The sequence below is a fragment of the Thioclava sp. IC9 genome (genome assembly GCF_002213225.1).
Lineage (GTDB): Bacteria > Pseudomonadota > Alphaproteobacteria > Rhodobacterales > Rhodobacteraceae > Thioclava > Thioclava nitratireducens.
On the sequence record NZ_NBNX01000012.1, the window covers coordinates 26,192 to 43,491 of the forward strand.

Genomic DNA, 17,300 nt, shown 5'->3' on the forward strand with positions numbered 1-17,300 from the left:
CCAAGTAGACCGCCCGCCTCCGGTGGCTACCGGTCTCTGCGCTGTCGTCGCGGTCGTTTTTCGCATCGGGATGGTCCGCATCACGGCCGACGATACCGTCACCGTCCAGGACCTTCAGCAGATCCCGTTCGCTGGCTGGCTGGTGAGTAACCTTATTGAGCGTGCGATGCTATCGGTAAATCCCTCTAGGCTGCCCGGCTCTCGCCCGTCCTTACGCCTTGCGACTTCCCAAGGCTCTCGGCACGGATCCTACCCCGGGATACGGGGGGATAGGAAGCCGGGGCGGCGGCGAGGGCGGGAAAGAAAGCTCGCGCAATGGGGCAATCTGCGCCCGTTCGCCGTCCGTTTTTCGTATGAGCATAGTGGCCGGCTTTTCGCGGGGCGCGGCCGAGTCTCGCTTCACCTTTCGTCGCACGAGGGCGATCGCTTGCGGCTGTCGAAGGCTCGCATTGTTTCTGAAGGCGCCGGTCCCATTCTGTCGAGAGCATCGCCATGTTGCCTTTGCAAATCTTTTTCGCACGCGTTCGCGGATGTTCTCGATTTTCTGCATGCTTGGCGCTGCCGCAGGGTAATCAGACGATGCTTGTTTTGAATTTTTGGATTTTTGTGCAGTTTCGCTTCATGTTTATTGGATAGAAGGCGTTTGGGGATTTTTGCCTTTCGCTTTTCGCATGACGGCTGAGCTGTTCGCTGCGTTCGGGATTCTTGCGGCATCGACAGGTGAGATAGTCAAACCTACCAAGGCTCTGGCATATCGTCTTGATCGTCGGACGGGGAGGTCGCGTCACTTGGCAGTCCACGCAGGATCGCTCTCGCGCGGGCCAGTGGATCCTCGATTCGGCGCGCCTCGATGGCCGCGATTTCGCGCTCCAGTCTCTCGAAAATCGGGGCATAAATTGGTTTTTCCAGCATCAGATCGGCGATTTGCAGCCGAGCCTTTACGAGCCGCGCGAGAAGCTCTTCATCGTCCTTGGTGAACCCAGTTGCGCGATGAGATTTTCGCATGTTCTGCGTGAAGGGGCGCTGGGCCATGGCATGCAGCTCCTAAGGCCGCGCGAGCGAGGCTCGGCGGGGACGGGTAAGGTGATCCGGGGCGGATCTGGTAATGCGTTCAGTCTAAGTGCCGAGGCTGAAAAAAACGGGTTCCCGATTTTTTAGGAAGTAGAGAAAATTTCGCCGGAGCACATTGTCCCTAGTTTTCGGGAGCGCCTAGGGTGCAGCGCAAGCGGTTGCGCTTTGTCGCTATTTCTTTCTATCTGTGAGCCTTCTATGGAAAGATTTTCGCATATGTCATTTTTCGAGATCCTCAGAGCCGAACGCCTAGCGCGCGGACTCACGCAGGCCGAACTCGCATCCCGCGCCAATATCAGCATCCCGACGGTGCGCGCCCTGGAGAGCGGGGCAGGCACGATCCTTTCGCTAGAGGCCGTCTTGCCGGTCCTTTGCCTGCGCTGGCGTGTTGCCAAGGCGGGTGAGCATATGGGACGCGTGCTCGCGGAGTGAAGGCGTGCGCGCGGTTTTTCGCAGCAGGCTCTCGCGCGCCGGATCGGTTGCAGCCGCGTCACGGTCATTGCCTTGGAAGCGGAGTTTTCCGGGCGTGTAGCGACGCTTTCCGCAGCATTGCGGCTGTTCCGCATCCGAGCGCCCCTGGAACGGAGCGATCTGGCGAAGGGGCGCGGGTTGGTGCCGCCTAAGAATTACGCGGAACAGGACCGGGTCATGACACCGCTTAACCTCGCCAAGGCGATCATCGAACATTTTTCGTATGCGATGGCCGGGCGAGTCCTCGATCCGTCGCGCGGGGAAGGGGCGTTCTTTGATCATTTCCCGGATCACGTGGAGCGCCATTGGTGCGAGATCAGTGAAGGGCGTGACTTTCTGTCTTGGACCGATCGGGTGGATTGGGTCATCACAAATCCGCCTTGGTCAGAGCTGCGGGCGTTCACGCGGCACGCAATGCGCGTCTCGGAAAATATCGTCTGGCTTTCGCCACTCACGAACCTGACGACGAAGGCGCGGTTGCGGGATCTCCAGGAGGCCGGATTCGGAATTGCGGAATTGCTCTTCGTCGACACACCGAAGAGCTGGCCACAGAGCGGCTTTCAGATCGTCGCAGCGCATTTGAAAAGAGGCTATACGGGGCATTGGAGGGTCACCCAACTTCGAGATGGAGGAGGCGCGCGTAAGCCTCTTAGTGTGCCCTGCACTTTGTCTTTTGCCGATCCTCGTTCGAGCGCTTTCAGATCTCGTCCAGAGATCCCATATCTTGAGTTGTGCCCCCACGGGCCTCGCGCCATGGACGAATGTCATAGAGGTCGCGTCCCTCCTGAGGCTCGATCGATATGCCGCGCTCCAGGAGCCAGGCTGTCGCAAATTTCATCAGGCGGGATCTACGTTCGCGGTCGCCCTCGACGCCATGGAGATGGAGTTGGGCCAATCCAGGCTCGCCATAATGGGCGAGGGCCGAGACGAAGAGATCGAGGTCCGGATTGCCTGCTCGCAGCAGTGTCTCCAGCTCGCCGAGGATCCTTGGGAGTTGAGTTCTTGCTTCCGCCAGTTCCTGATCGTTAGACATAGCAGCCTCAAAGGCTAAGGAATTTGACGGATTTCGGTTCTCGGCTCTTCACGAAGCCGACCCGGTCGGCTCGGACTTTCTTGAATACTAAATTCTGATGTTGCAACTCGCTGGGACTGACCTCGCCTCTCGCCAGGCGCTCTTCATCCTTCGCGCGGCTTCGCGCCTTTTCCTCTTGTCGTTTCCTGAAAAGATCTTCCATGCGTGGTCCTCCGTAAAACTTAATTATAGCCTGAAAGTGTGGGCTTTGTCTCGTTTGATCAGGGACGCTGACGGCGCTTGTTTGAGCTGCGCGACGGCGCGCTCCTTGTAAGCAGCTATAGCTGTTCTCGCGGACGTGCCGATACGGCAGGTGACCTGCCCTCGGTGCTGCGGCGGAATTCGGCAAGGATCGGCGTCCTGCGCTGCCTCCTGAAGGTGCTTCTGGTAAAGCGATAACCGTGGTCCCGTTTGACTTTGATTACCCTCCTCGGTCTAATTCAAGGTTAGGGAGCACGATATGGACTGGAATGTGACAGCCGGTATGATCCTGATGGGCGTGTTCGCTGCGGCGGCCTTCTGGATTGTGATGCGTGAGCGCCGGTATATCAAAGATGTGGCGAGCCTGAGCGCGGAAGACATCCGTTGGTTCAATTCGCAGCCTCTGTCCGGCGATGCCTATTTCGGCGAAAAGGCGGATGAAGACCGCGAAGCGGGGGATGATCCTTCGAGTGGCGCGACCTGAAAGCGATGCAGATCACGTCGGACGCTTAGCATCGTGACCTCGCAGAAGGCATCTTCTCGCAGATATGCAAGCCGCCGCGCAGTTGCGGGCGGATTTCTCGCTTGCGAGCCGAGCAATTCCGAGTTTGAACTTTTTGATGTTTCGTCGCTACAGTTCCCACGAAAGAACGTGTCATGGATCTGGCCGAATACATCATTATGGGCGTGCTCTCCGGCGGAGCGGCGGTGGCTGCTTATGTCTTGCGAGCCACTCTTTCGGAGCCAGCGAAGATGACGGAAGAGGATCTCAGGGCACTTGAGGCCTGTGACCTTCCCGAACCTCGATGCATCAAGATTGATGGCCAACTCAAAGCTTCGCGCACCCGTCTTACGCCTCAGCCAACAGGCCCTAACAGACGTCTGTGCCTGACGGGGCCTCGCCGGACCAAGAAAAAGCCACGCCCAGTGTAGGTCCTTTTGCCTTTCCGGCCAGGCCGACGATCATGGTTGTGCGCCCGTGTGCCTCACATTTCGCAAGTGAAATCTGCTCGGAGGTAGTCGTTGCTCAGCAGTTTTCGCGCTGTTTGTTGGCGGGCTCGACAATATACATTCGAGCGCTTTGATGCCGTTGGTCGAGCACCTTCAGACCGGGAAGTGTGCCTGCTCGCACGAAAGGGGTGCGGCTTATTGTGTGCGTGCCGTGGTTCGAGGCCGGTGGATGTAACCCAGTCAAGATTTAGGCGGGCGCATTGCCGTGTTTAGATCTGAAGCGCTCATGGAACCGCGCAGGCTACCCTCGGCATAGGGGCGGACCATTTCGATCAAGCGCATTTGGGCGCGCATCCGCACACTAAGAAGCGCGGTGCCGCTGATCTTGCGTTGCACGAACAGGGTTTGCGCGGGCGGCAGATGCCAGTTCGCCCGATCCGCCATGATTGGGGCCGCGCGTTCGCGCAACGCCTCGACGAAACTGCGGTCGGAGAAGTCGAAGAGCGCCCCCTCGGGCCGGCTTCGCGCGACATGCGCGAGCAAAATTTCGATCATCTCGTCGAAGGTGCCACCGTGCCGGGTCAGCTGTGCCTCAGACACGAAGCCAATCTCCAGAAGGGCCATGCGCAGCTTTGCCGGATCTTCGTCGAGCCCCGCACGCAGCAAGCGGCGGTAGGAGGCCGTCGTCTCGGGCGGGATCGCCCGGGCGGCGCCGAAATCCAGCAGCACGATCCGGCCTTGCTCTTTCTGCCAGCGGAAATTGCCGAAATTCGGATCGGTCTGCATGTAGCCGAATTCGAACAGCTCACGCAGGACCAATGCGAGCAGCGCCGAGGTCACCTCGTCGCGCGTCGCCTGATCGGCCTCGGCCAGGGTTTCGATCGGGGCGCCTGCGACGAAATCCATTGGAAGGATCGTCGGGCGGAGTAGCTCTTCGATCGGTTCGGGGATCACGAAGCGCGGGTCTTCCTCCATCAGGGTGCGGTAGCGGCGCATCTGCTCCGCCTCGCGGAGGTAATCGGCCTCCTCATGAAGCTGCCGCTTGGCCTCGGCCAGAAGCGGCCGGATATCGAGCCCGGCCGGCAGGAGCCCCGAATAGCGCAGCAGCGCCGCGACATTGTCGATATCGGCGTCGATGCTCGTCGCGACGCCGGGATATTGCACCTTCACCGCCAGCTCGCGCCCCGAATGGAGCACCGCCCGATGAACCTGGCCTATCGAGGCTGCCGCAATCGGGCGCGTCTCGAAACGCGCGAATTTTTTGCGCCAGTCCGGTCCCCATTGTGCCGCCAGAACCCGGTCCAGCTGTTTGGGCGGCATCACATTCGCCGCTTCGCGCAGACGCGCAAGGATTTCGGTCAACTCGGGCGGTAGCACATCGCCTGCATCGAGCGAAATCATCTGCCCGAGTTTCATCGCCGCCCCGCGCAGCCGCGCCAGCTGATCGGTGACGCGGCGCGCATTTGCGGGTGTCAGGATAAGGTCGGAAAGCTGCGGGCGCTCGCCCTTGGCTAGTTTGCGCGCCCCTTCACCCAACGCCCCCGCCGCGATCCCGCCCGCCATCTGACCGAAGGCGGCGAACCGCGTGAGGCGCGTCTTGGGCACCCGGCGCGAACGGTCGGTCATCGGGCGCGCACCGGATCAGGCGCGGACGAACCAGGTGGGAAAGTCGGGGTGGGGCGCAGGCGCATCGCGCGGGGTCTCCTGAGATCGGGTTAGTCTTTGTCTATACGCGCGCGCTCAGAAACGGGCTCACTCGCGGGGCGGAGCCGCCTCACGCAGATCGCCGATCCGCTGTTCGATCGCCTCGAGCCGTAGCAGCACCTCGTCGCGATAGGCGTCGGTGCGCGTGGTCTCCTCTTCGGAATGGGCATCCTGCATCGAGTTCACGATCAGGCCCACCAGAAGGTTCACCACAGCGAAGGTCGTGACCATGATGAAGGGCACGAAGAATGCCCAAGCCAGAGGGTGGGTTTCCATCACCGGGCGCACAATGCCCATCGACCAGCTCTCGAGCGTCATGATCTGGAACAGCGAATAGGCCGATTGTCCGAGCGAGCCGAACCAGTCCGGAAAGCTCGTGCCGAAGAGTTTCGTCGCCATGACGCTCGCGATGTAGAAGATGATGCCCATCAGCAGGAATACGCTACCCATGCCCGGCAGCGCATTGATCAGCCCCTCGACCACCCTGCGCAGGCGCGGCGCGACCGAAATGATGCGCAGCAGACGCAACACGCGCAGCGCCCGCAGCACACTGAAGACCTGTGCGCCGGGCAGAAGCGACACGCCGACGATGGTGAAATCAAAGAGGTTCCAACCCGAGCGGAAGAAGCCCAGTCGCTGCACGAACAGCTTCAGCCCGATCTCGAGCACGAAGACCGACAGGCATAGCATATCGAGCAGCCGGATCAGATCGCCAGCGAGGGCCATCGCGCGTTCTGAAGTCTCCAGTCCAAGAAGCAACGCGTTGAACAGGATCACGCCCGTGATCGTGTTCCTAAAAGTCGACGTGTCGAGCGTCATCGCGATCCGGTCGCGCAAAGTCATGCAGTCCCCCCGTCTTATTGGCCGGTGGGATATGGTCCCTGGGCAGGGCTCGCGCAACCTTACCCTTCAGCAATGAGTGCCTTGGAGAAAACGTTGCGCGCCGTGCCGCGACCTACCTCGGCGAATGTGACCTGACCAAGCCGATGGTGCGAATGACCTGGCCGCGCTGGAGTGGACGAGGCCAAGTCGTCATGAGGTTCGCCGACGTCGGACCCACAGTCTAGGGAGGCAAGCTGCGCCCCTGCGCTTGCGTTCCAGCACGTGTTGCGCCGAGAACTCCTGCGAGATTGGCAAGGCGCTGGCCCGGCGGCGGGTGACTTGCGTCAACACGTTCCCCGGCCTAGGCGGTGTAGCGCGGAAAGAGTGCAACTGGCGCAACGTTGGTTCAAGCAGATCATCCGTGGGATATCCGACCGAAACCTCTTAACAGCATTACTTCATGAGAGGTCTGCATGAGCCGACCGGAGAACTGTATCCAGAGGTAGGTATCCAGCCAAATCGGGGGTCGTTTCGCGACATCCAGACACATCTGGATTCTATATTCGTCAATTCCTTGCAGACGGTGTTGGGTGCGCTGAAACCCCAACGCGCATCGGCATTCCGCAAATGGGGGGATTTGAAAACTCAAGCGCAGGCAGAGGAGCCTCGTTCCCTCAAATCTCTACGCCGGCACACAGCGCGGTATTGCGGATATGCTCTCGCATCGCATCCGCGGCATCGCTCGCATTCTGCCGCGTGAGGGCTTCCAGGATCGCCCTGTGCTCTTTGATCGACGCGTTCATGCGGCCGACTTCGGTATTCGGGATTGGCACGCGCTGAGTCTCGGTCAGAAGGTCGCGCACGGATTGGTGCAGGCGGCGCAGCATGGCGTTGGGGCAGGTTTGCGCGATGATATTGTGGAAGGTGAGATCGGCTTCGACATGGGTCACGAGATCTTCCTTGCGCCATGCCTGCTCGAATTCCTCCGTCGCACGCCGCAGTTCGTCCGCAATCTCGGGCGTCACGTGGGGGGCGGCGAGGCGGCAGAGTTCCGCTTCGATCAGAAGGCGAGACTGGAAGACGTCGAGGATGGAATACTGCTCCTCGAAACGCCACTGATCCATCGCGGCGGGCTTGCCTGTCTGAGCGCCGGTCACGAAAGTGCCGCGAGCGGGGTAGGTGCGCACAAGACCGATCGTTTCCAGCGTCAGCAGGGCTTCGCGAAGGGATGCGCGCGACACGCCCAGCTGTTCTGACAGCACGCGCTGCGAGGGCAAGCGCTCGTCTTTTTTCAGCGCTCCGGTGCGGATCATTTCTTGCAGCTGGCGCGCGACCGTCTGGGTGACGGGGCTTTTGTCGTTCGTGAAATCCATGCGGCGCCTCTTAAGCTGGCAGTTATTAAATCTATAGCCCCCCGCGCCCGCCAACATCAAAGAAGTTCCTTGTCAGATCGGGGAAAGCATGTTTCAAAAGGTCAGACCGGTCTGACCGGTCATGCCAGTTAAGCAAAATAAAACGACGATCAACAGGGAAAACGAACATGTCTGGAAAATTTGGAAAGATCGCCGCGATGGCCTTCGTTGCAGTGACTGCCCTCGGGACGAGCGCCTGGGCGGAGACGCTCACCGTCGGCGCCAATATCGGGAACGTGCCGTGGGAGTTTCAGGACGAGACGGGCAAGAACGTCGGCTTCGAGGTCGATCTGGTCGATGCGGTCGCCGCAAAACTCGGGCGCGACGTCGAAATCGTGAACATCCCCTTCAACGGTCTCTTCTCGGCCGTGCAGTCGGGCCGGATCGATGCGGCGATCTCGTCGATCACCATCACCGACGAGCGCCTGAAATCGGTCTCCTTCGCGCAGCCCTATTACGATAGCGACCAGTCGCTGACCGCGCTCGCGAGCGGGCCGCAATCGCTCGAAGAGATGAAGGGCAAGATCGTCGGTGTCGACACTGGCTCTACCGGCGACATGTGGGCGACCGAGCATAACGCAGAATACGGCTTCTCCGAGATCAAGCGCTATGAGGGTCTGGCGCCTGCGATGCTCGACCTCACGGCGGGGCGGATCGACGGCTACATCTCCGATATTCCGGCGCTTCTCTACTACGTGAAGGACAAGCCGCAGCTGAAGGTCGTCCAGCGGATCGCGACGGGCGAGAAATACTCGATGATGTTCGCCAAGGACGCGCCGCTGGCCAGCGAAGTGAACGACATCATCACCGAGCTCAAGAAGGATGGCACGATCGCCAAGCTGCATGAGAAGTGGTTCGGCGTCGCCCCTGAGGCGGACACCTCCACCGTCACGGTCATGGACATGCCCTCGCTGAAGTAACGACCTCGGGCGCGTCTCCGTTCAGCGGGGGCGCGCTTCTCACCGAAAGAGTCTCATGACGTTTTTTGACACATTCCTGAACTTCGAGGTCTTGCAGCGAAGCGTGCCTATGCTTCTGAGCGGCCTCTGGCTGACGCTTCAGCTGGGCGTGGCGAGCATCGTGGTGGGTCTGGTCCTCGGCCTGATCCTCTCCATGCTTCGACTCTACGGCGTGGCGCCGGTGCGTCTGCTGACGAAGATCTATATCGACGTGTTCCGCTCGATCCCCCTTCTGGTGTTGCTGATCGTTGTCTATTACGCGTTGCCCTTCCTCGGCGTGCGCCTGTCGTCCTTTGCTTCGGCGATGACCGCGCTGACGCTTGTCTCCGGCGCCTATACGGCGGAGATTTTTCGTGCCGGTATCGAGGCGATCCCGAACGGCCAGTTCGAGGCCTCCGAGGCGCTGGGGCTGAGCCACCGCCAGACGATGGTCGACGTGATCCTGCCGCAGGCGATCCGGATCGTGATCCCGCCGCTGACCAACAACTCGATCAACGTGATGAAGGACACAGCGCTCGCCTCCGTGGTCGCGATGCCGGACCTTCTGAAACAGGCGACACAGGCGCAGGCGCTCGCGGCGAACCCCTCGCCGCTGATCGGCGCCGCGCTGATCTATATCGTTTTCCTCTGGCCGGCGGTGCTGCTGGTGTCGCGTCTGGAGAACCGTTTCAATTCCGGGAGGCGCGTATGAAGGGCTATGTGAGCATCCGAGATCTGCGCAAATATTACGGCAGCTACGAAGCGCTGCGCGGGATCAATCTGGAGATCGAAAAAGGCGAAGTAGTTTGCGTGATCGGTCCCTCGGGGTCGGGCAAGTCAACGCTGATCCGCTGCATCAACCGCCTGGAGGATTTCGACCGCGCGAGCGAAATCCGCGTCGACGGCATCCCGGTCCTTCCGGGGCGGGCCTTGGCGAAGGTGCGCGCCGAAGTCGGCATGGTGTTCCAGAGCTTCAACCTCTTCCCGCATCTCACCGTCCTCGAGAACGTCATGCTGGCCCCACGCCGCGTGCGCCGCACGTCGCGAGCCAACGCTGCGGCGCAGGCCGAGACACTTCTGCGCCGGGTCGGCATCGTCGAGCAGGCCGACAAGTATCCGGGCCAGCTTTCGGGCGGGCAGCAACAGCGGGTGGCGATTGCCCGGGCGCTCGCGATGGAGCCGCAGGTGCTGCTGTTCGACGAGCCGACCTCCGCGCTCGATCCCGAGATGGTGGGCGAGGTGCTCGACGTGATGAAGTCGCTCGCCGGCACCGGTGTCACGATGATCGTTGTCACGCACGAGATGGGCTTCGCCCGTCAGGTCGCCGACCGGGTGATCTTCATGGATGGGGGCGAGGTCATCGAGACCGGCACGCCCGAACAGGTGCTTGGCGCGCCGCGTGAAGTCCGCACCCAGAATTTTCTCAGCGCTGTGCTGAGCCATTGATCAAAGAGTAGGATAGCAAGATGAACACAGCGCAGGACGCGATCGATCTCGACTTCGTTCGGGGACATTTTCCGGGGCTCGCCGCCGATTGGGTGTTTTTCGACAACGCGGGCGGCAGCCAGATCGTTCAGGGCGCGGTCGACAAGATCAGCGAGTTCCTGATCCATCGCAACGTGCAGACCGGTGGTAGCTACGCCGTCTCGAAAGCGGCGGCCGAAGGGCTGATGTTGGGGCGCGACGCCGCGAAGACCCTCGTCAATGCCGCGCGCCCCGAAGAGATCGTTTTTGGCCCCTCGACCACGCAACTCGTGCGCACGCTCGCCTCGGCCATGCGCGGCCAGTTGCAGCCCGGCGACGAGATTATCGTCAGCCACGCGGATCACGAGTCCAATATCGGACCGTGGGACGCGCTGCGCGAATTCGGGGTCGTCATCAAGAACTGGCCGCTAGATCAGGCCTCGATGTCAATGCGTCTCGAGGATCTCGATCCGTTGATGACCCCGCGCACGAAGCTGGTCTGCATCCATCACGTCTCCAACATCCTCGGCTCGATCAACCCGGTGAAGGAGTTTGCGGCCTTCGTGCATGAGCGCGGCGCGCGTATCTGCGTCGACGGGGTGGCTTATGCGCCGCATCGCGCGATCGACGTGCAGGACTGGGATGTCGATTACTACATCTTCAGCATCTACAAGTGCTACGGGCCGCATATGGCGATCATGTATGGAAAATATGATCTGCTGGGCGAGCTCGACGGCCAGTATCACTATTTCTACGGCAAGGACAAAGTCCCGGGCAAGCTCGAGCCCGGCAATCCAAATTACGAGCTGGCCTACAGCACCGTCGGCGTCGTCGATTACCTGATCGCTCTCGGCACCCATCTGGGCGGCGAGGGAAGCGATCGCGCACGCCTCGAGGCCGCCTATGCAGGCATAGCCCGGCAGGAGGATGTCTTGGCCGGTCGCCTGATTTCCTGGCTCGAGGCGCGAAACGACTGCCACATCATCGGGCGCGGGATGGAAGAGGGGCGGGTTCCCACGATCGCCTTCAAGTTCGACGATCTGAACTCGGAGATGGTGGCCCGCGAGATGGACAAGTTCGGCATCGCGATCCGCTTTGGCGATTTCCATTCGCGCCGTCTGGTCGAGGATCTGAAGGAAACCGGGCAGAGCGGCTGCCTTCGCGTCTCGATGGTTCATTACAATTCGGTGGCGCAGGTCGACGCGCTGACCGAGGCGCTTGCGAGTATCACCTGCCAGATGCGGATGGCGTCGTGAGGGCGGGGTGCGATCTCGCGATCCGGGGCGGCACGCTGGTGACCGCCTCGGATCAGTTCCGCGCCGATCTGGGCATTCGCGACGGCAAGATCGTTGAAATCGCATCGGAAATCACGGATGCGCGCGAAGAGATCGACGCCACTGGTCTGATGGTGCTGCCGGGCGGGATCGACGCCCATGTCCATCTCGCGCAGCCCACCTCGGACGGCACGGTGATGGCCGATGACTTCCTGACCGGCACCCGGTCGGCGGCGGCAGGCGGCAATACCACGGTTTTGCCTTTCGCGCTGCAGGTCAAAGGCAGCTCTCTGCGGGAATGTCTGATGGCCTATCACGAGAAGGCCGAAGGCGCGTGCTATACGGATGTCTCCTTCCATCTGATCGTATCCGCCCCGACGCCGCAGGTTCTGGGGCAGGAACTCCCGGCGCTCGTGCGCGATGGTTACACCTCGTTCAAGGTCTTCATGACCTATGACGATCTGGTGCTGAACGACGCGGAGCTTCTCGATGTCTTCGACGTTGCCCGTCGCGAGCGCGCACTCGTTATGGTCCATGCCGAAGGCCACGACGCGATCAAGCACATGACCCGCAGGCTCGAGGAAGAGGGCAAGACCGCGCCCTATTACCATGCCGTGGCGCATCACCAGATTGCCGAGCGAGAGGCGACCCATCGCGCGATCAGCCACGCGCAGTTGACCGACGTGCCGGTGATGATCGTGCATGTCTCGGGGCGCGACCCGATGGAGCAGATCCAATGGGCGAAGAAGCGTGGCATGAAGGTCTTCGCCGAAACCTGCCCGCAATACATCGTCCTGACCCGAGATGATCTCAAAGGGCTGAACATGGATTTCGAGGGCGCGAAATATGTGTGCTCGCCGCCGCCGCGCGACACCGACAGCCAGGACGCGATCTGGGAGGGGCTGCGTGACGGCACCTTCGACATCTTTTCGTCTGATCACTGTCCGTTCTATTTCGACGGCGTTAACGAGACCGGCAAGGATAATCCCCGCGCACGCACCTCGTTCAAGTGGGTGCCGAACGGCATCCCCGGCGTGGAGACGCGGCTGCCCATCCTGTTCTCGGAAGGGGTGCGCAAGGGTCGGATCAGTATCGAGCGTTTTGTGGCGCTCACCTCGACCAACCCTGCCAAGCTCTACGGCCTCTACCCGCAAAAAGGTGCGCTGGTGATCGGCGCAGATGCGGATATCACGCTCTGGGATCCGCAACGCAAGGCGGTGATCCGCCAAGCGAGCCTGAACCACGGCGCCGATTACACGCCCTATGAGGGCATGGAGATCGAGGGTTGGCCCGTCCGCACGATCCTTCGCGGCCAGACAATCGCCGCCGACGGAGGGGTTCTAGAGCAGGGCCGGGCCGGGCGGTATCTGTCGCGGGCGACCAGTTCGGCCTGGTAGGTGGTTGTCTGGCCAAATCAGGGCGCGCGTTTCGCAGCATCCAGACATTCCTCGATTCCGGAATTTTCAATGCTTTGCTGGCGGCATGGGGTGCTCGACCGACAACACGCAATATCGCGATCCGAGCCCCCTGAAGGCACGCCCATGTCGTTGGTCGAGCAACCAGGGGTGGTCAGGATCGCCTGTGCATGACCGGGCCGGGCCGAACCTCTACGAAATGAGCGCGAAGAATTATCTGCAGGCGGCGCTTTATCCCGGCAGGCACAAGCGGATAAGAAGCGCGAGGATCAGCGCCGGTGGCATGACCTTGAGCCCGACGCCCAAAAACTGGGCTGCGGAGACGTGAAGCCCGGACCGGCGCAGGGTCGCGAGCCATAGGAGTGTTGCAAGCGACCCGGTCACCGAAAGGTTCGGTCCGAGATCCACACCAATCATCAGGCAGTCGCGCATGAGATCTCCGAGCTCTCCTGCTGCCGCAGCCGCAGCGGCAGCCAGCCCGACAGGCAAGTTGTTGGCGAGGTTGCTCGCGATGCCGACTGCGGTCCCGCTCAGCCCCGCGGTTGCCCGCGGCGAGGTTGCTGACATCTGCCCGAGCCATTGGCCCAGGGTCGACAGGGCCCCAGCGCGGTCCAGCATGGCGACCAGCACGAAAAGCCCGGCGACGAGTGGCAGCACGCCCCAAGTCAGGTGCCGCAACAGGGGCAAGGGAGACCGCCGGGTGCCCAGCGCGACCGCCAGCGCCACGGCGACCCCGGCGCTGAGTGTCGCAAGGCCAAGGCCGCCGCCCCAGGATGAGACCGTCACCAGTGCCACCGCCGAAAGGCTCAGCCCTGTCGCCGCGATCCAGCCGCCCCGCGAAAGCGTGGGGACGTCGGTTGTCGTGGGCTCTGTGTCCAGATCATGGCGCATCGCCCAGCGCAGGGAGAGGTAGCTGACCACGATCGCGGCAAGAGCGGGGAGGGCGAGCCGCGCGAGCCAATCGCCAAGTGGCGGCATGGCACCATGGAAGATTACGAGATTTGCCGGGTTCGAGATCGGCAGGACGAAACTCGCCGCATTTGCCACGATGGCGCAGGTGAAGAGATAGGGTAGGGGCGGAACGCGCGCATGGCGTGTCACCGCGAGAACGGCAGGCGTCAGCACAACGACCGTGGTGTCGTTCGACAGGAAAACCGTCACGCCCGCGCCGACCAGGTAGAGGATGAAAAACAGGCGCCGTGCGGACCCAGCGGCTGCCTGCACCGCGCGGGCGGCAAGATGGTCGAAAAGGCCCTCACGACCGGCGACTTCGGCGAGAAGCATCATGCCGAGCAGGAAGAAATAGACCTCTCGGCCTTCGCCGATGGCATGCAAGGCATCGGAGAGTGGCAGTGCCCCCAGAAGAACCACCGCTGCGGCGCCGCTCACGGCAAAGATCCAGTCAGCCCAGCCAAAGGGGCGCAGGATCACGCCCGCCGTCGCGAGAGCCGCGATACAAAGACCGATAATCTCGACCATCACCAACGTGTCCGACGCATCAAGTCGTTCCCATTCGCTCCTAGGCCCAATGCAATGGCCGATCTGGCGATAGCTGTCGATGGCTCCGCATAAAGATGACGCAAAGATGGCTCAGTGGCCAAATTTCGCCTTAAAGTTGTCTTAAATGTTGAACTCGAAGCACGTGGATGCTTCCGAAAATTTCTGAAGATTCTTTGGATTTGATATGGCTCGGAAATTTGGCAGAGGTGTAACTGCGAAAGCGCAATCTCCAAGCGCATTCATCCAGGATCAAATGGATCGCGTTTCGACCGGCGAGCAGTTGCATTTCGCCGCCCCCCTCCTTCTTCCGAAGCGCTGCATTATTTACTGTGGCGCAGGAGGTCTGATCGGCGCTGAGCTCTCTGAACTTTGTGAGCGTGAGGACGCAAGATTACTTGTGTGGCCGGAAGGGGTGTTGCCCGAAATTTGGCTGGCGCTTCATACTGACGAGATCGACGTGCTGATGGTCGACGGCGATCATTTGGGAGACATTGAAGACACGATTGATTTTTGCATGCGCGTAAGGCGCGCTTGCCCCTCGCTCCCCTTGATATTGGTCTCCAGCGAAATGCGCGGGGACGACCTTACTTGCGAACGTATGCAAGCCTGCGATGTGACCCTCAAAGTTCCTGTTTCGCAAGTTCGCTTGGAAGGCGCGATTCAAGCGGCTCGTCAGAACAACGCATATTTTCTGTCACGCCGGCATTGGGAGAACTCGTAGCAACTTATTATCGAGCGCGCTGGAGAGGTTGGGGGTTGGGCGATGCGGCCTTCACAGGATCGTGGTAATGATCGGCCGGGATGGGCTGATGTTAGGCGGCGAGGGCCAGCGGGAAGGCGCAAGCGGCCTGAACAGTCGCGGCCAAGCTGCGCACCTTGGCTGCGCACGAGCCACCTCTGTCACGACCTCATTCTAGAATTTCGGCGCTCGGAGAAGGCCACCTTTCCTGCATCGCACCGTAATATGTTCCTGTCTTGAGTTTCAGCGTGTCCTTCGAGCCATCGCAATAGACCGGGGCGCCGTCGTTACAAAGCCATATTGCTCATAGAGCCGATCCGCAGGAACGTCCGCGATCAAACTCACGAGTGCCGGCTCGCATAGGTTGAGACAAATCAATGACGCTGCCGCCATCTCGGCCGAGTGTAAAAGCATGTTCTGAAGAAACCGCTTTGAGAAGCCTCGCTGGGGAGTCCCGATCCAATGCCAACCAAGAAAAAAGACGTCGAGGACGATACGCCCCTGACGACTGGCATGCTGGCGAAGTCTCGCGAAACCCTGCGGGCGGCCTGCGAGCGGCTCAACATCCATCCCGACGTCTACGAAGAGCTGAAATGGCCCCGCGAGACTTTGGCCGCAACGCTTCTTATCAGGATGGATGACGGGAGCCGCAGGGCGTTCCAGTCATGGCGGTGCCGCTATAACGATCGACGGGGGCCGACCAAGGGTGGCGTTCGCTTCCATCCAAACGTCTCGCTCGACGAAATCGAGACCCTTTCCTTCTGGATGACCTTCAAATGCGCCGTCGCCAACCTGCCGTTCGGCGGCGGAAAGGGCGGGGTCTGCGTGGATACGAAGACGCTCTCGGCCAACGAGCTGGAGCATTTGAGCCGCGCCTATGTCGAAGCCTTCGCTCCGTTCATCGGCCCCGATCGCGATATTCTGGCGCCGGACATGTATACGAACGGGATCGTCATCGCGTGGATGGCGGACCAATACAGCTGGATTTCCGGGCAAGCCTCTCCGAGCGCGATTACCGGCAAACCTCTCGCTTTCGGGGGCACGAACGGGCGCGTCGATGCGACGGCACGCGGCGGATATTATGCCCTGCGCTATCTGGAATCCGCACTCGCTCTCGACCCGAATACGGCCACGGTCGCGATCCAGGGGTTTGGAAATGTCGGTTTTCACTGCGCGAAGCTGCTGCACGCGGATGGGTATAAAATCGTCGCCATTTCGGATTCCGGCGGCGGCGTATACGACCCGGGCGGTTTGGACCCGCTGGCCGTCATGCAGCACAAGCATCAGACGGGCGGCGTGAAAGGCGCGAAAGGTCAAGGCAAGACCAAAGAGATTTCAAACGCCGAACTCCTGGAGCTTGATTGCGAGGTGCTGGTGCCTGCCGCATTGGAACGGCAGATCACGCTTGAGAATTGCGACAGGATCAAAGCCCGCATCATTCTGGAAATGGCGAACGGACCGGTGTCTCCCGAGGCCGACAAGAAGCTGACGGAAGCGGGACATATCGTCGTGCCCGATATCCTCGCGAATTCCGGCGGCGTTACGGTTTCGCATTTGGAATGGGTTCAGAACAGATCGGGTTTTTATTGGGACAGTTCGCGTGTCCGGGATCACCTTAAAACGACGATGGAAACCGAGACGCAATCGATCTGGACGTTGCACAACGAGATGGAACTCTCGATGCGCGATGCCGCCTACATCCATGGCCTGCGTCGGATCGCGGAATCCGTGGAAGCCCGGGGCACTCCCGCTTATTTCGAGGGATCTTAGCAGGCGCTGTCGACCGGCTGGGTTGGGGGTTAACCACGAGGCCGCGTTGGCGCGCAACGAAGCCCAGCTTTTGCGCTGGGCTCGGCGCTCGGGTTCTGCCCGGCCCGACCCTGACCCCAAAAGACCTCACCACAAGCCCCTTCCAACCTGCGGGATTGGTGGGGGAGCCCGCAGGGCTGGTGAGGTCAGTCCGGTCGCTCCTGCGAGCGGAGATACTCCTTGATCGCTTCCAGCGGGGCGCCGCCACAACTGCTCACGAAGTAGCTCGGAGACCAGAGGGCACCGCCAAGGCGTTTCAGGCTCGGGAAGTCCCTCCGGAGACGCCGCGAGGTGCTGGTCTTCACCGCATTCGCAAAATCGGCAACCGCCTCGGCGGGCGGCAACGAGAACAGGATGTGGATGTGGTCGGCCTCCGCGCAGAACTCCTCCAGCGCGCCGCCGCGAACATCGCAGCGCTCCCGGATCGCGACCTCTGCCGCCTTCAGCATTTCGGATG

The 17,300-nt window shown here is 61.2% G+C and carries 17 protein-coding genes; 9 read left to right on the forward strand and 8 right to left on the reverse strand.

Annotated features, from left to right (window positions below; genetic code table 11):
• Positions 1 to 735: 735 nt before the first annotated feature.
• Positions 736 to 1,032 (reverse strand): hypothetical protein, encoded by a 297-nt coding sequence (locus B6V76_RS18795; protein ID WP_088728210.1) that lies wholly within the window; start codon positions 1,030 to 1,032, stop codon positions 736 to 738.
• 255 nt (positions 1,033 to 1,287) lie between these two features.
• Between B6V76_RS18795 and B6V76_RS18800 the strand changes: the two genes are divergently transcribed.
• Positions 1,288 to 1,503 (forward strand): helix-turn-helix transcriptional regulator, encoded by a 216-nt coding sequence (locus B6V76_RS18800; protein ID WP_141104949.1) that lies wholly within the window; start codon positions 1,288 to 1,290, stop codon positions 1,501 to 1,503.
• Between the two features lie 736 nt (positions 1,504 to 2,239).
• Here B6V76_RS18800 and B6V76_RS20030 read toward each other — a convergent pair.
• Together B6V76_RS20030 and B6V76_RS18810 are read right to left on the reverse strand one after the other, a co-directional pair.
• Positions 2,240 to 2,575 carry a hypothetical protein gene (locus tag B6V76_RS20030; RefSeq protein WP_166504641.1) on the reverse strand — a complete coding sequence of 112 codons (336 nt, stop codon included), beginning with the start codon at positions 2,573 to 2,575 and terminating at the stop codon, positions 2,240 to 2,242.
• Positions 2,576 to 2,582: 7 nt separating this feature from the next.
• Entirely contained in the window at positions 2,583 to 2,777 is a 195-nt protein-coding gene (locus B6V76_RS18810) for a hypothetical protein (protein WP_075777083.1), read from the reverse strand.
• 297 nt (positions 2,778 to 3,074) lie between these two features.
• Between B6V76_RS18810 and B6V76_RS18815 the strand changes: the two genes are divergently transcribed.
• Positions 3,075 to 3,299, forward strand: coding sequence for a hypothetical protein (locus B6V76_RS18815; protein ID WP_088728212.1), 225 nt, complete (start codon positions 3,075 to 3,077; stop codon positions 3,297 to 3,299).
• Positions 3,300 to 4,006: 707 nt separating this feature from the next.
• Here B6V76_RS18815 and B6V76_RS18820 read toward each other — a convergent pair.
• The 3 genes from B6V76_RS18820 to B6V76_RS18830 all read right to left on the reverse strand — a co-directional run bounded on the left by B6V76_RS18820 (position 4,007) and on the right by B6V76_RS18830 (position 7,665).
• A complete protein-coding gene (locus B6V76_RS18820) occupies positions 4,007 to 5,392 on the reverse strand; it encodes an AarF/ABC1/UbiB kinase family protein (protein WP_088728213.1) in 1,386 nt (461 codons plus the stop codon).
• Positions 5,393 to 5,518: 126 nt separating this feature from the next.
• Positions 5,519 to 6,313, reverse strand: coding sequence for an ion transporter (locus B6V76_RS18825; RefSeq protein ID WP_088728214.1), 795 nt, complete (start codon positions 6,311 to 6,313; stop codon positions 5,519 to 5,521).
• A 653-nt stretch (positions 6,314 to 6,966) separates the two neighbouring features.
• Positions 6,967 to 7,665: a FadR/GntR family transcriptional regulator gene (locus B6V76_RS18830; RefSeq protein ID WP_088722113.1), complete on the reverse strand. Its 699-nt coding sequence runs from the start codon at positions 7,663 to 7,665 to the stop codon at positions 6,967 to 6,969.
• A gap of 167 nt (positions 7,666 to 7,832) precedes the next feature.
• On the opposite strand from B6V76_RS18830, the gene B6V76_RS18835 reads away from it, so the two are divergent.
• The 5 genes from B6V76_RS18835 to hydA are packed head-to-tail and all read left to right on the forward strand — an operon-like array spanning position 7,833 to position 12,777.
• Entirely contained in the window at positions 7,833 to 8,624 is a 792-nt protein-coding gene (locus B6V76_RS18835) for an ABC transporter substrate-binding protein (RefSeq protein ID WP_088728215.1), read from the forward strand.
• A 55-nt stretch (positions 8,625 to 8,679) separates the two neighbouring features.
• Positions 8,680 to 9,354 carry an amino acid ABC transporter permease gene (locus tag B6V76_RS18840; protein ID WP_088728216.1) on the forward strand — a complete coding sequence of 225 codons (675 nt, stop codon included), beginning with the start codon at positions 8,680 to 8,682 and terminating at the stop codon, positions 9,352 to 9,354.
• Positions 9,351 to 10,088 carry an amino acid ABC transporter ATP-binding protein gene (locus tag B6V76_RS18845; protein ID WP_088728217.1) on the forward strand — a complete coding sequence of 246 codons (738 nt, stop codon included), beginning with the start codon at positions 9,351 to 9,353 and terminating at the stop codon, positions 10,086 to 10,088. Before B6V76_RS18840 ends, B6V76_RS18845 begins: the two co-directional genes overlap by 4 nt.
• 20 nt (positions 10,089 to 10,108) lie before the next feature.
• The gene (locus B6V76_RS18850; protein WP_088728218.1) at positions 10,109 to 11,362 is read left to right on the forward strand and encodes an aminotransferase class V-fold PLP-dependent enzyme; all 1,254 of its coding nucleotides are present in this window, start codon (positions 10,109 to 10,111) and stop codon (positions 11,360 to 11,362) included.
• On the forward strand, positions 11,359 to 12,777 hold the full coding sequence (gene hydA, locus B6V76_RS18855; protein ID WP_088728219.1) for a dihydropyrimidinase: 1,419 nt from the start codon (positions 11,359 to 11,361) through the stop codon (positions 12,775 to 12,777). Before B6V76_RS18850 ends, hydA begins: the two co-directional genes overlap by 4 nt.
• 249 nt (positions 12,778 to 13,026) lie before the next feature.
• Here hydA and B6V76_RS18860 read toward each other — a convergent pair whose 3' ends face one another.
• On the reverse strand, positions 13,027 to 14,274 hold the full coding sequence (locus B6V76_RS18860; protein ID WP_088728224.1) for an SLC13 family permease: 1,248 nt from the start codon (positions 14,272 to 14,274) through the stop codon (positions 13,027 to 13,029).
• Between the two features lie 274 nt (positions 14,275 to 14,548).
• Between B6V76_RS18860 and B6V76_RS18865 the strand changes: the two genes are divergently transcribed.
• Positions 14,549 to 15,016, forward strand: a complete 468-nt coding sequence (locus tag B6V76_RS18865) for a hypothetical protein (protein ID WP_088728220.1) — start codon at positions 14,549 to 14,551, stop codon at positions 15,014 to 15,016.
• 480 nt (positions 15,017 to 15,496) lie between these two features.
• Entirely contained in the window at positions 15,497 to 16,804 is a 1,308-nt protein-coding gene (locus B6V76_RS18875; RefSeq protein WP_206184247.1) for a Glu/Leu/Phe/Val dehydrogenase, read from the forward strand.
• 185 nt (positions 16,805 to 16,989) lie between these two features.
• Here B6V76_RS18875 and tnpA read toward each other — a convergent pair.
• On the reverse strand, positions 16,990 to 17,300 hold a 311-nt coding region (gene tnpA, locus B6V76_RS18880; protein WP_141104950.1), incomplete at its 5' end, for an IS200/IS605 family transposase.